Annotated in this window: 11 protein-coding genes and 1 pseudogene; 11 read left to right on the plus strand and 1 reads right to left on the minus strand. The window is 36.7% G+C overall.

Annotated features, from left to right (window positions below; genetic code table 11):
- The first annotated feature begins 35 nt into the window (after positions 1–35).
- From QQZ16_RS18250 to QQZ16_RS18300, 11 genes are all read left to right on the plus strand, one after another.
- Positions 36–1,217, plus strand: a complete 1,182-nt coding sequence (locus QQZ16_RS18250; protein ID WP_162298442.1) for an ROK family transcriptional regulator — start codon at positions 36–38, stop codon at positions 1,215–1,217.
- Positions 1,218–1,243: 26 nt separating this feature from the next.
- Entirely contained in the window at positions 1,244–2,191 is a 948-nt protein-coding gene (locus QQZ16_RS18255; protein ID WP_048716845.1) for an amidohydrolase family protein, read from the plus strand.
- Positions 2,178–3,659, plus strand: a complete 1,482-nt coding sequence (gene argH / locus QQZ16_RS18260) for an argininosuccinate lyase (RefSeq protein WP_048716843.1) — start codon at positions 2,178–2,180, stop codon at positions 3,657–3,659. The genes QQZ16_RS18255 and argH overlap by 14 nt, the downstream gene beginning before the upstream one ends.
- A 32-nt stretch (positions 3,660–3,691) precedes the next feature.
- Positions 3,692–4,966, plus strand: coding sequence for an extracellular solute-binding protein (locus tag QQZ16_RS18265; RefSeq protein ID WP_048716851.1), 1,275 nt, complete (start codon positions 3,692–3,694; stop codon positions 4,964–4,966).
- A 60-nt stretch (positions 4,967–5,026) separates the two neighbouring features.
- Positions 5,027–5,944: a carbohydrate ABC transporter permease gene (locus QQZ16_RS18270; protein WP_048716840.1), complete on the plus strand. Its 918-nt coding sequence runs from the start codon at positions 5,027–5,029 to the stop codon at positions 5,942–5,944.
- A gap of 20 nt (positions 5,945–5,964) precedes the next feature.
- Complete coding sequence (locus QQZ16_RS18275; protein ID WP_031538843.1) at positions 5,965–6,783, plus strand: carbohydrate ABC transporter permease; 819 nt, start codon at positions 5,965–5,967, stop codon at positions 6,781–6,783.
- Positions 6,784–7,229: 446 nt separating this feature from the next.
- A complete protein-coding gene (locus tag QQZ16_RS18280) occupies positions 7,230–9,149 on the plus strand; it encodes a BglG family transcription antiterminator (protein ID WP_048716837.1) in 1,920 nt (639 codons plus the stop codon).
- Positions 9,146–9,604 (plus strand): PTS sugar transporter subunit IIA, encoded by a 459-nt coding sequence (locus QQZ16_RS18285; RefSeq protein WP_048716834.1) that lies wholly within the window; start codon positions 9,146–9,148, stop codon positions 9,602–9,604. Before QQZ16_RS18280 ends, QQZ16_RS18285 begins: the two co-directional genes overlap by 4 nt.
- A gap of 28 nt (positions 9,605–9,632) precedes the next feature.
- Positions 9,633–9,947, plus strand: coding sequence for a PTS fructose transporter subunit IIB (locus QQZ16_RS18290; protein WP_048716831.1), 315 nt, complete (start codon positions 9,633–9,635; stop codon positions 9,945–9,947).
- Between the two features lie 35 nt (positions 9,948–9,982).
- Entirely contained in the window at positions 9,983–11,026 is a 1,044-nt protein-coding gene (locus tag QQZ16_RS18295; protein WP_048716829.1) for a PTS fructose transporter subunit IIC, read from the plus strand.
- Between the two features lie 28 nt (positions 11,027–11,054).
- Positions 11,055–13,415, plus strand: coding sequence for a glycoside hydrolase family 38 N-terminal domain-containing protein (locus tag QQZ16_RS18300; RefSeq protein ID WP_284561626.1), 2,361 nt, complete (start codon positions 11,055–11,057; stop codon positions 13,413–13,415).
- Here QQZ16_RS18300 and QQZ16_RS18305 read toward each other — a convergent pair.
- Positions 13,385–13,623: pseudogene (locus QQZ16_RS18305) on the minus strand (IS4 family transposase); the annotation flags it as partial. The gene QQZ16_RS18300 and the pseudogene QQZ16_RS18305 sit on opposite strands and share 31 nt — an antisense overlap.

Below are 13,623 nucleotides of genomic sequence, written 5' to 3' on the forward strand. Positions count from 1 at the left end.
GGAAGGTTTACTAACTGCCATGAATGGAGGAATGGATGAGTATATTGCAATCAGGAACTCCCAACTACTTGAAGACAATTAATAAAAGAAAAGTGCTACAAGAAATTATCGAAGGAGATAATCTTTATTCCAGAGCAAGTTTGGCAAAAAGATTGAAGCTAAGTAAACCGACTATATCGGCATTGGTAGATGAACTGGTGGAAGAAGGCTGGATAATTGAAAAAGAAAGCAAAAAGGCAGCAAAGAGAGGGGGACGAAAACCGGTTCATTTAGTCTTTGATAAACAATTTAAATATACCATTGGCATTGATATTGGCGGAACCTCGACAGAACTAGCGATTATGGATTTGGATGGTGGCTTGATTCTTCATCGAAAAATCGATACACAGGATGGATTGAAGAAAGATTTTATTCTTTTACTAGTTAATGAAGTAAATGCAATGCTAGAAGACAAAAATATTTGTCATACGAAGGTGTTGGCTTTGGCGATTGGTGCGCCGGGAATTACTGATTCGGATCAGGGAATCGTGATGGAAGCACCAAGCTTAGGGTGGCTCCACTATCCATTGAAAAGGGAGATGGTAGAGCATTTTCCTTTCCCGATTTACATTGAAAATGATGTGAATATGGCGGTGTTGGGAGAGTGCTGGAAAGGTGCTGCTAAAGATAAATCCCATGTAGTTTTAATAACGATTGGAACAGGAGTAGGCTGCGGAATTGTAATTAATGGAGAATTATTTCGCGGTGGTCAATATGCAGCTGGAGAAATAGGCTACATGATTACTAATAAAGATCAGGCAAGCCAAGGATTTGAATCGGTGTTTGAGGGCTATGGTTTTCTCGAAAATCAGGTAGGTGGTCCGTCTATTGTGAAACAGTATCAAAGCGGTTCTGCTACAAAGAAGGAGAATGCGGAGAAAATATTTCAAAAGGCAATCGAAGGAGAAGCACTAGCGGCTAAAATCATTAACGAGGCTTTGGATCATCTTGCTGTATCTTTAATAAATGTTGCTGCATTGCTTAATCCTGAATGCATCGTATTAGGGGGAGGGATTTCCAAATCAGGCCATTGGTTTTTGCCAAAACTACAAGCGAGAATCGAGCATTATCTGCCTGAACAAAGTAGAACAACGGTAATGCTAACAAAGCTGCCACATGCTTCCTTGCTTGGCGCAACCGTTCTTTGTATGAAAAAACATGCATTATTGTCTAGTTGAAAAAATAGATTAGAAGGGAGATATACATGCTCTTTCAAAATGCTTTTAAAGTGGTTGATATTCATGGGCATTTGCCTGCGAAAAAAGGCAGTAGTTTTATTAAAAGATCCAAAACGGGGGATGCCTATAATGCAGAAAGATCAGAAAGAATGAGGTTAACTTGGGATTTTCCCCATCCTTCAGAGGAAACAGACGAGCAAAAAGCAATCCCGCTCATGGATCGATGGCTAGCAGAGCTCGATACATATGGTGTAGAAGTCATGAACTTTCTTACGGCAGAAGACAATGATGATATGGCTGCGAAAATTAGCGAGCATTCAGACCGATTTATCGGGTTTGCTCATCATTCTATCGAAAGTAGCGATGCTCTGCCCGAGCTAAAAAGAGCGATTGAACAATTAGGATTAAAAGGCTATAAAATGTTTGGGCCCCTTGTGAATAGACCGTTGCATGATGAAGCCTTAATGCCAGTTTGGCAATATTTATCAGATAACCAACTGCCAGTTTTAATTCATTTTGGATTGTTAGGCAGAGCTGGTGGAATAGTGGAACATCAAAATATGTCTCCCCTTGCGATTTTTCAAGTAGCAAGAGAATTCCCAGATCTTCCAATCATTATTCCTCATTTTGGTGCAGGCTACTTCAAAGAGCTGTTACATTTATGCTGGAGCTGCCCAAATGTTTATGTCGATACATCTGGCTCTAATCAGTGGGTAAGATGGATGCCATATCCATTAGATTTAGAGACGCTCTTTCGAAAAACATTTGAATTGATTGGACCAGAAAGAATTATATTTGGCACAGATTCCAATGGCTTTCCGAGAGGCTTTTCCTATCGATATTTACAAGATCAGGTAAGAGTATGCAGAGAAATTAATATGAGAGAGGATGATATGGAGAATATCTTTGGGAACAATGCACGCCGTTTACTCAATTTAGAGATGGGAGTGAAGCAGCTGAATGCCAGACAGTAGATCACATATATATGTAAATCATATCCTAGAACCTACCTACGATTTTACCAAGCAACATTTCCTTCCCTACTTATTAGAAATTAATATCGCACATGCTACCATGTTAGCCCGCCAAAAAATCTTAAAAATCGCAGATACCGAAAAAATCATTAAAGCGAATCAAGGCATATTAGCGAAAGGCTATGGAAAGAATTATGATCCTATCTTTGAAGACTTATTTTTTATGATAGAAGAAGATTTAAAACAAGAAATCGGCGAAGAGCTTGTAGGGAATATGCATATTGCCTTCAGTCGAAACGATATGGATGCTACCATGTACAGGATGTTAGCTCGTGAAAAGCTTTTGCATTTTCTCACCGTGCTTATCGAATTAAAAAAGGTATTGCTGGGTCTTGCAAAAGAACATGAACGAACGATTATGCCAGCCTATACACATAATCAGCAAGCACAGCCGACTACTTTGGCCCATTATCTTTTAGCCATAGATAGTAGCTTAGAGAGAGATCTGGAGAGAGGCTTTTCTCTTTTAAAAAGAATAAATCAGTCGCCAATGGGTGCTGCTGCTCTAGGTACTTCTGGCTTTCCAATTGACCGTCCTTTTATGGCAACACAATTAGCTTTTGATAAAGCGATGGAAAATTCCTATGATTCGATTAGTGCCGCAGATTATATGCTTGAAATAGCTAGTGTAATCAAAATTGCCTTAAGCACCTTGTCCCGCTTTACACATGATCTTATGTTTTTTACGACAAATGAAGTAGATGCAATCAGGCTAGATGAAAGCTTAGTGCAAACATCAAGCATCATGCCTCAAAAACGAAATCCATCATCCTTAGAACATACCAAATCCCTTATTAGTAGAACAATTGGAGAAATAAACGCCGTATTTATGATGCCACATAATGCACCTTTTGGGGACATTGTCGATATCGGGGATGACATTCAACCTATTCTTATTAATGGCTTTTCTCATTCTTATCAAATCATCGAATTATTGACAGAAATTCTTAAATCTATGGAGGTGAATGTAGATAAGCTCTTTACCCGTTGCTGTGAAGGCTTTTCCACCGTCACGGAATTAGCAGATGTGCTTGTAAGAGAATGCCATTTATCCTTCCGTGATTCTCATCAAATTGCCAGTGTTTTAGTCCAACAATTATCTAGCTCTGGGAAAAAAATAAATGATGGCTCTGCTGAATTGGTTAAACAAATTGCCAAGGAAATATTGGGTACACCACTTGTTTTTACAGAAGCACATTATAAAAATGCGATTGATCCCTATCAATTTGTCCTTGTTCGCTCCGTACTAGGAGGTCCTAATCCGAAAGAAACAGAGAGGCAGCGGATACGCTCCACTCAACATGTAGAGGCTTTTTCTAAAGAAGTAGAAACATATAGACAGAAATTTACTTCTTATAAACAGCTACTACACCATAACAGCTACAACGTGTTAAGTAATAATAAATAACTTGTTTAATAGGAGGGGTTCTATTGAAAAAAATGTTAGGTGTTTTTCTTTTTCTCATAGTGTTAATGGTAGTTGTTGGCTGTTCAAAAGGAAAGGAATCTGGGGGAGAAGAAGGGGATACAGTAACCATTGAATACTGGCAATATGCCTATAAGGCTAAAGTTGATTTAATGGATGAGCTTATTAAAGAATTTGAAGAAGCAAATCCAGGTATCAAAGTAAAGCAAACAACCTTCCCTTATGAGCAATACAATGAAAAAGTGGCTACATTAGTTCCAGCTGGAAGAGGTCCAGATGTCATTAATTTATATTATGGCTGGCTTCCGAAATACATTGATTCAGGTTATTTACAGCCTCTTCCGGAAGATACATTCCCGGTAGATCAAATTGAAAGTGAATACTTCTCCTTAGTAAATGCAGCGAAATTGGATGATAAGTATTGGGCAATTCCAACGGCTGTTCGTACACTGGCGCTTTTTTATAACAAAGATCTTTTCGAAAAAGCAGGCTTAGATTCGAACAGTCCACCAGAAACATGGGATGAATTAGTAGATTATGCGAAAAAGCTGACAGTCAGAGAAAATGGAAAGTTAGTAACAGAAGGGATGGCATACGAAATAGGAGCTCAGTTGAACAACTGGTTTTATGATGCCTTAGTTTATCAGGCTGGTGGTCAAGGATTAAGTGAGGATCGGAAGCAAATTCTTTGGGATGATACTCCTGCCGGGTTAGAAGCATTTACGTATTTAGTGGAATTTGGATCCAAGCATAAGGTTGGGGAAAGCGGGTTTTATACAGATGATGTAACAGCATTTAAAACAGGCAATGCAGCGATGAATATTGATGGCTCCTTCCGTCTGGGAACATTGGCTACAGATGCACCTGATTTAAATTATGGAGTTGCGCCACTGCCATCCTATAAAGAGAAAGCAACCCAATCATCATTCTGGGCAAATGGCATTACTGCAAAAGTAGAAGGGGAAAAATTAGAAGCATCGAAAAAATTCTTAGCGTTTTTAACAAGTGATGAAGTGATGGAACGCTGGATTGATGAGGTAGGGGAGCTGCCAGCAAAAGAAGCGGTAGCAACACAAGATAAATACGTAAATGATCCGCTATATGGTCCATTTATTGAACAGCTTCCTTATGCGAATGCACAATTCTATGTCGACGAAACCGCGCAGAGACAGTATGTTATTGATGCGGTGAATGAAGTATTGCTAAATGGGGTTTCTATTGAGGATGCTTATAATGAATTTGCGGCTAAATCACAGAAGCTTTACGATGACTATTGGAGTAAAAAGTAAATCTGATGGGATAAAGAAAGGCGAATTTCGTCTTTCTTTATTCAGAAAGGAGGGGGCTCCATGACTAGTAAGAACGATTCTATTGTCAAAAAAAAGACTGCTAGATTCACGTTAAAACAGCAAAAATATATATTTGTGTATACTTGCTTGCTTATTCCTCTTCTCTTTTTTATTTCGATTCGATTTTTGCCAACACTTTATACCTTTAATATAGGATTCCGGGAATGGGATATTCTTTCGGAGGAAAAACCATTTGTTGGAATGGATAATTATATGACTCTTTTTAAAGATGAAATTTTTCGAAAAGCACTAGTAAATACGTTCATCTATGTTGTATTTGGTGTCATTGGGCAGTTGCTGTGCGGGATAGGGGTAGCTTTACTGCTGCAAAGAATCAATAAATTTGTCGGTGTGTTCCGAGCGATATACTTTATTCCTTATGTGACAAGCATTGTTGCCGTAAGCTGGGTTTTCAAATGGATTCTAATGAACAACGGGATTGTGAATGATATCCTGATGAAATGGGGCTTTGAGGCCCAGCTTTTTCTAAAATCACCGGATCAGGCGATTTATATTATTATCTTAACAATGATATGGCAAGGCTTAGGCTTCCAGATGATTATCTTCTTAGCTGGCCTTGAAAATATTCCGAAAATGTTCTATGAAGCAGCAGAAATAGATGGGGCGAATAGCTGGAATAAATTTATTCATATTACTTTACCCTTATTAAATCCGACAATCGTATTTTCCGCTGTCATTGGAAGTATTAGCTTCTTACAAACCTTTACACAGGTCCAAAATATGACACAGGGTGGACCACTGAATTCAACGATATCGGTTGTGCTTTATATTTACGAATTAGCATTCCAGCACTTTGATATGGGCCTAGCTTCTGCGGCAACCGTTCTGTTATTTATTATTATTTTAATCATAACCATTATTCAAATGAAGGTATTAACGAAGAAATTTGAATACTAGAAAGGTGTGGGGGTGAAGACTTGAAAAAAAGAAGGTACTTTAAAAAATCGATTGTCTATATTCTACTAACCGTGGGTGCAATTTTTATGTTGTTTCCATTTATTTGGATGGTATCAACGTCCTTTAAACCGCCATCTGAAGTATATGGACTAAAGCTGCTTGCTGACCATCCTACTTTAGACAATTATCGAAAAATTATGGTAGATACGCTATTTAATAAATGGTTTTTTAATAGTTTTATCGTTGCAATTATTACTACCTTAAGTGTTGCTTTATTTGACACTCTTGTTGGCTATGTTATCGCTAAATTTTCGTTTGTTGGGAAAAATATTATCTTTTTATTCATCCTAAGCTCTCTTATGATTCCGACCGAAATGCTAATTATTCCTTGGTATATCATGTCTACCGATTTAGGCTGGGTCGATACTTACTGGGGAATTATGTTTCCAGGCGTCATATCAGCTTTTGGCATTTTTCTGATGAAGCAGTTTATGGAATCTATCCCAGATGATTTGCTTGATGCAGCAAGAATCGATGGATTAAATGAATTCAAGATTTTCTTTCAAATCGCCATCCCACAGGTTTATCCAGCCTTATCAGCACTTTGTATTTTCACTTTCCTAGGAAACTGGAATGCCTATCTATGGCCCCTTATCGTCATCGAAACAGAAGAAATGCGAACACTGCCAGTCGGACTTGCCTTTTTCTCTGGCGAAAACCAAACCTATTGGGAAATCGTCATGGCAGGCGCAACGATAGCCGTCGTTCCACTCATCATCGTCTTCTTGATCTTCCAACGCCATATTATAAAGGGAATTACGTTGACGGGGTTGAAGTGAGGGGACATGGGGTCAGGTTCCTTGTCCCACGCTGGTATCGAGGAGTCGAGATGTGGGGGGATGGTTATGCATTTTACTGGATTCGTTAAAACAAAAGGAACCACTTAGGTTTCTTTTTTTTGGGTGAAACCAAAGCGATAATATATATAAATCATAATAGATTCATTAATGCAACGTGAGATATACGGAGTATAAAGAATTGGGCTGACATCAAAAGGTAAGCTTAAGAATTCACTGCAGATAGTCCTATAAGATAAGGGACTTATGAATAGGAGTCAGTCTATAATAGGAAGATAGTCACGTAATCTATTGAAATAGAAAAAATGATGGTGTGGAATGATAGCGTTTCCCCTCTCTTAATTTCCACATTAAAAAGGTAAAAGATGCTGTATGGAAGGTAACTAATATTGAGATATAATGAAACCGTATTCAGATGAGGTGATAATATGAAGCAGGCTTACGAGGATAAATATAGGAAAATCATTCAATTTATTCTAGACAAGGGAATTACGACTCACAATGAAATTGCAGCGATGATGAATGTTTCAACAAAAACAGTGCGCAAATATCTTGAAGACGTTCAGGATATATTGATTCAAACAAATTTATCCTTATCTATTAAGCCACGTGAAGGTGTCACAATAATTGGGGAAAAAGAAGAAATCAAACAATTGTTGAATCATTTGAATATGAAACCTGTGGATTCGATCGAAGACAGAGAGATGTTTGTTTATTCTCAACTATTGAATAGCGATGGATATGTTAAGATTCAAGATTTAGCTGATGAGCTTCATGTAAGTAGAACAACAATGGAACATACCATGCGTGAGGTGAGAAAGACATTTGCCAAAAATAATTTGGATATTATCAGTAACCGTAATGGGTTGAAGCTGAAAGCAAATGAAAATGATAGAAGAAAATTAATGTCTAATGTTATTAATTACTATTGGGGTGGTGTAAGGGCAACTAAAAAAAAGAAACAAAGCCTAAAACTCAATATTATTATGTCGGCTGGAACCAAGGATTTTATCAATTTCAACACTTTAGATAAGGTTGCGGATATTCTAAATAATTTTATTGAGGAATCGGGTTTGAATGTCACAGATTATGAATATCAATCTCTAGCAATTCATTTAGTTATAGCTATTGAGCGAATTAAGCAAGACTTTTATATTGATAAGCCAATTGAAGAGGAAGAAATGTTACTATCAAGTTCATTATTACTGATAAACGCATTAGAAGAAGTTTTTCATATTAACATTCCAAAATATGAACAAGAGTATATTAATATCCATATTTCAGCAATTGAGAAAAACACCTTAAATAATAAAGCTTTCGCTAATGTTGATGTATTAGATCTTAGCGCACAATTAAGGAGCTTGATTATACAAACTTTAGATACGTATCATCCTGATCAAGAATTAATTAAGAATCTTATTGTGCATTTAAATGCTGCAGTAAAACGATTGCAGCTAGGATTAAATATCTACAATCCATATACAGATAAAATCCGTACAACTTTCCAACGTTCTTTTGAAGTTGCCGTTGAATTAACTGGAGAATTAGAAAAGGTATTCAAAATTCATCTCACTGATGACGAAATAGCGTATATTACATTGCATATTCAGGCTTTCTTTGATCGAGAACCAGCAATCGTCAAGAAAGTAGTGCTCGTCTGTAGTAGTGGATATGGAACATCAAAGCTATTGGAACAACGCTTAAAGAAGACATTTTCGAAAAAGCTGATGATAACAAAGGTACTGTCACTTAGAGAGTTACAACATACAGATCTATCGGAAGAACTAATTATTAGCACAATCCCAATTGAAAATAGTCCTGTTCCTGTTGTTGTCGTAAGTCCGTTAATGACAGAACATGACATTAAGCTAGTAGAAGAACAAGTAGGAAATAAATTTGAACGTTCTTATCTTGCTTTTCGTGAGTTAATAAAACAAGAGTTGCTTTTCTTCTCAGAAGATGTGGAAACAATGGAGTCGGTATTGCAAACAATTAGTAACCAGCTCATTCAGCTAGGGTATGCAAGGGATGGCGTATTTGAAAGTGCATTAAAGCGTGAAAATTTGTCATCAACGGCTATGGGGATCTTTGCAATGCCACATGCAGAAGTAGATTATAATGTGCAGCCAAGTATATCAATTTATATCAATTCAACAGGTATTGCTTGGGGAGATGAAAAAGTACACATTGTATTTTTCTTTGCGCTTAATCGAACAGTTAAAGATTCCATTAATGAGGTTTATGCCTATTTTAATGAACTGGTCTCTAATTATTCTGTTATGAAGCGATTAGTGGCAGCTCGGGATGAAAATGACATTCAATCACTTTTGAAGGAGATAAGCTTATGACGACAAAACAGAAGATTCATAAAGATAATATTACGTTAAATTTAGTAGCTAACAGTAAAGAAGAAGTGATTGAGAAATTAGCGAATCTATTATTTAACAATAACTATGTCTCAAATCTAGAAATCTTTATAAAAGATGTAATTGATCGAGAGCAACAAATGACTACTGGAATTGGTAATAACTTAGCTATTCCACATGGGAAAAGTGGCGCAGTTGAAGAATCTACTGTTGCTGTTGCACGCCTACAGCAACCAGTAGAATGGGATTCGCTTGATGGGGCACCAGTAAGTATAGTGTTTTTGTTAGCAATTAAGGATCAAGATAAAGGAGACACACACTTAAGGCTATTAGCAGATTTGTCGGGTAAATTGATGGATGACGATTTTGTGGAAAGTATTAAACAAGCGGACAGTGTGGATGCTTTGTATGATGTTTTATCATTTTTAGAAAAATAAACTTTAGTGAATTTTAGGAGGAAAAAAAATGACTAAATTAGTGGCTGTAACAGCTTGTATTGCAGGAATTGCTCATACGTATATGGCGAAAGCAAACCTTGAAAAATATGCGAAAAAGAATGGCGTAGCTATTAAAGTAGAAACTCAGGGTGCAATGGGAATTGAAAATAAACTAAAATCGCAAGAAATTGAAGAAGCGGATGCAGTTATTTTTGCGGTAGACACTAATGTAGCTGAACGGGAACGTTTTAATGGCAAAAAAATTATTGAAGTAGGTACTTCTGAAGTTGTGAAAGATGGAGCAACGACTATACAAAAAGCGATAGAACTTGGTCAAAAATAAAAGGAGTTTTATAAATCAACGAGGAGGACGGAAAAATGAACGTGAAAAAATTGGGTAAAGAAATGCTAAATCATTTTCAAAGTGGCGTATCTTATATGATCCCCCTTGTAACAGCAGCCGGATTACTCACTTCCATTGCGGTAATTTTTGGAGGTACAAATGTATGGGATCAAACTGATACATTCTGGGGCGTTATTCGTATGATTGGTCAGACTGGACTACAATTTATTGTACCAATGATTGCTGGTTACATTGCATATGCAATTGCTGATCGTCCCGGCTTAGCTCCTGCTTTTATTTGTGGGATGATTGCAAATGAAATGGGTACTGGGTTCATTGGCGGTATGATTGCAGGACTTGCAGTAGGTTATCTAGTGAATTATTTAAAAAAAATCCCAGTTCCTGCGCAGATTATGAGCTTAAAATCGCTAATTATTATTCCTTTTGTAGCAACGGCAGTTGTTGGACTTATTTTTTGGTATATCCTAGGCACACCTATTACCGCATTAACGGAAGCACTTACAGAGTGGTTAAATGGTATGTCTGGTGCAAACGCTGCAATATTAGCGGCTATTCTTGGTGCAATGATGGCATTTGATATGGGAGGACCAGTAAACAAAATTGCTTATGCATTTGGTGTAGCCTCCTTTACCTCAGGTGGATATGCAGCTAGTACTGCAATGCTACTCGCAATTGCTATTCCACCATTCGGTATGTTTTTAGCTACATTACTAAATAAAAAACTATATTCAGAGAGTGAACGCGATAACGGGAAAACAGCTATAATTATGGGAATTGTCGGTATAACTGAGGGAACGATTCCATTTGCGGTTGCTGATCCATTACGTGTGATACCAAGTATTATCGTAGGTACTGCGGCAGGCTGTGCGATAAATGGTGCTTTTGGAGTCACACAAGAAACAATGCTTGCAACCTTTATGGCTATTCCTTTTACATCTAATATTTTCTTATACTGTATTGCTATTTTAGTAGGTGGTTTAATTACTGCGTTGATGGTGAATGGACTTAAGCTGATGAAGTTTAGAAAGAAAGAACAACAACATCAAGCGGATATCTAATTATAGATGAGAGTGTGGGAGAACTTTTATGACAAAATCATATATTGTACAACATACGCATTGGGATAGAGAATGGTATTTTACAACAGAAGATGCCAAAGTCTTAAGTGATCAAGTTTTTACAGAAGTATTAGATGAACTAGAAAGCAATCCAAATGTCAACTTTTGCTTGGATGGCCAATCTTCTATTGTTGATGAGTATATTGAATTAAATCCTGATAAGTTACCTGTTATTCAAAAACTTGTCGAAGAAAAGAGATTATTTGTTGGTCCATGGTTTACTCAAACCGATGCACTATTAGTAGATGCCGAATCTATTCTTAGAAATTTGATTATTGGGATTAATGATACGATGAAAAAATATGGTGAACCAATGATGGTTGGTTATTTACCTGATACATTTGGATTTAATGCCCAAATACCTACATTACTAAATCAAGTAGGAATAGATAACTTTATGTGTTGGAGAGGTATTAATTTTGAAAAGTTGGTAGAATCACCATATTTCGTTTGGAAAGGATTAGGGGATCGTTTTGTTTATGCTATGAATTTCCCTTTTGGCTATATGACAGGGTTGATGACGGTAGAAGCGCAAGAAAATATTGAGGAATTCGTTAAAGAAAAATTGGATCCATCCATTACATTTCTTCAAGAACACGGAGATAATCAAGATATTTTAATCCCTTCAGGAATTGATCAGAAAAACATTGTACGTGACTTTGATAAAGTGGTGGAAGCTTTAAACGAGGTAAGTAACTATGAGAATGTAATTAGTGATTATCCAACATATGTTGATACTATTCGTAAGAAGGAGAACTTACCTAAGTATCAAGGAGAGTTGAGAGAACCTGTTTATTCCAGAGCACATCGCTCAATAGGATCAGTTCGTACGCAAATGAAGCTAGAGAATTTTAAATTAGAGCAAAAGATATTACGGAGAATCGAACCATTAATGGTTATTGCTAAAAAAAATAATATAGAAATTAGCAACGGACTTCTTCAAAGATTATGGAAAAAAGTGCTTGAAAATCAAGCCCATGATAGTATTGGGGGCTGTGTGTCAGATAATGTAGCGGAAGATATCTTTCATCGTATTAAAGAGGCTAATGAAATAGCTGATGGACTGGAGAATTTAATAGCGAAAAAAATTGCTGATAGGCTCGATTTAAAGCCAAATCAAGTTTTAATTTTTAATACAGATCCAAAACCATTTATAGGGGAGAAAGTGGTTCACATTGTTACCCGTAGTAAAAATATTACTTTTACAGAAAGTCAGCAAGCAGTAATTGTTAAAGAAGTCTATTATCCAGAGCGTAAAAATATCATGAAGTTAGTCGCAACTGGGTTTGATTATTTTGATGAACCTTCTTACTATGAATTAGATGTATGTATTAACGTTGAATTACCTGCGCTTGGGTATAAGGTGATTGAATTTTTAGAGAGTACTAATCGAGCGTTAGAGGAGAAGCAGGAAGTTAGTACGACACGAATTCAAAATGATGTTTACAAGCTGGTATATGAAAATAACGAATTAACACTTGAAACAACTACTGGTTTATTATTTAAAGATTTTGTTAAATTAGTCGATGCAGCAAATGACGGCGATACTTATGATTACTCTCCGTTAGCTGGTGATAAAGAGATTGAACTCTACTATAAAGAAGCGAAGGCATTCGAAGACTCAACTAAACAGTCGATGGTGCTTTATGGTGTAATGGAGATTCCGTATGATTTAGAAGATAGGCTATCCTCCAATCCTCAAACTGGGGAATTAAGTTTTGAATTAGAATTAATTCTCAAAAAGGGGAATGAGGATTTAATTGAGGGGAAAATAAGTGTGAACAACCAAGTATTATCACATCGATTAAGATTACAAATTGATGTGGGAAATAAGGATGAGAAGTCAATTGCTCAAATCCAAAATGGTTTTGTTAGAAATCAACCTGATTTTATTCCAGAAGACTGGCATACGAAATATGTTGAAAAACCGGTAAACTTAGAGATTTTTGATAAAAGTGTAACGGTTGAGGATGAAGCATATCATATTACGGTTTATGCAGATGGTCTAAAAGAATATGAGCGAGTCAAAAATAAATTATTTATTACACTCATGGCAACCACTGGGCAACTAGGTAAGCCAAACTTAGCTTGGAGACCAGGGCGAGCATCTGGGGATACGACTAACGAAGGGCATATTATGATGCCGACTCCATTGGCTCAAGAGCTCGGGATTAACCAATTCACATTTGCAATTCGTGTAGCAGGGCAACCATTTGATGAAATGGAGACAGCAAAAATATCTTATGAAAGATTAAATCCGTCTATATCCTATCAAAAACAATTACTAAATGTATTTACTCAACTTTCGCAGAGTGATATCGGCAAATAAGCCTTGATATAATTAGGAAGGCCAGCGATCCACTGTTCAAGTTGACTTTGAATTATTTTTTTGATTTTCTTATTCGTTTGTTTAAGTGCATCTTGAAGAAGCTCGATCAATTGCTGTAATGCGACAGCCCAATCAAGTTCATTTACTTCATCGCATAATTCGTAAAACAGACCACCTATTGTGCGTTGATCGGTATTACAGCGATTCT

It is taken from the genome of Bacillus sp. T2.9-1 (assembly GCF_950097965.1).
Taxonomy (GTDB): domain Bacteria; phylum Bacillota; class Bacilli; order Bacillales; family Cytobacillaceae; genus Niallia; species Niallia hominis.

Bases quoted from the DNA above. Each gene is read 5' to 3' on its own strand.
- QQZ16_RS18250 (WP_162298442.1), top strand. From the start codon at position 36: ATGAGTATATTGCAATCAGGAACTCCCAACTACTTGAAGACAATTAAT.
- QQZ16_RS18255 (WP_048716845.1), top strand. From the start codon at position 1,244: ATGCTCTTTCAAAATGCTTTTAAAGTGGTTGATATTCATGGGCATTTG.
- argH (WP_048716843.1), top strand. From the start codon at position 2,178: ATGCCAGACAGTAGATCACATATATATGTAAATCATATCCTAGAACCT.
- QQZ16_RS18265 (WP_048716851.1), top strand. From the start codon at position 3,692: ATGTTAGGTGTTTTTCTTTTTCTCATAGTGTTAATGGTAGTTGTTGGC.
- QQZ16_RS18270 (WP_048716840.1), top strand. From the start codon at position 5,027: ATGACTAGTAAGAACGATTCTATTGTCAAAAAAAAGACTGCTAGATTC.
- QQZ16_RS18280 (WP_048716837.1), top strand. From the start codon at position 7,230: ATGAAGCAGGCTTACGAGGATAAATATAGGAAAATCATTCAATTTATT.
- QQZ16_RS18285 (WP_048716834.1), top strand. From the start codon at position 9,146: ATGACGACAAAACAGAAGATTCATAAAGATAATATTACGTTAAATTTA.
- QQZ16_RS18290 (WP_048716831.1), top strand. From the start codon at position 9,633: ATGACTAAATTAGTGGCTGTAACAGCTTGTATTGCAGGAATTGCTCAT.
- QQZ16_RS18295 (WP_048716829.1), top strand. From the start codon at position 9,983: ATGAACGTGAAAAAATTGGGTAAAGAAATGCTAAATCATTTTCAAAGT.
- QQZ16_RS18300 (WP_284561626.1), top strand. From the start codon at position 11,055: ATGACAAAATCATATATTGTACAACATACGCATTGGGATAGAGAATGG.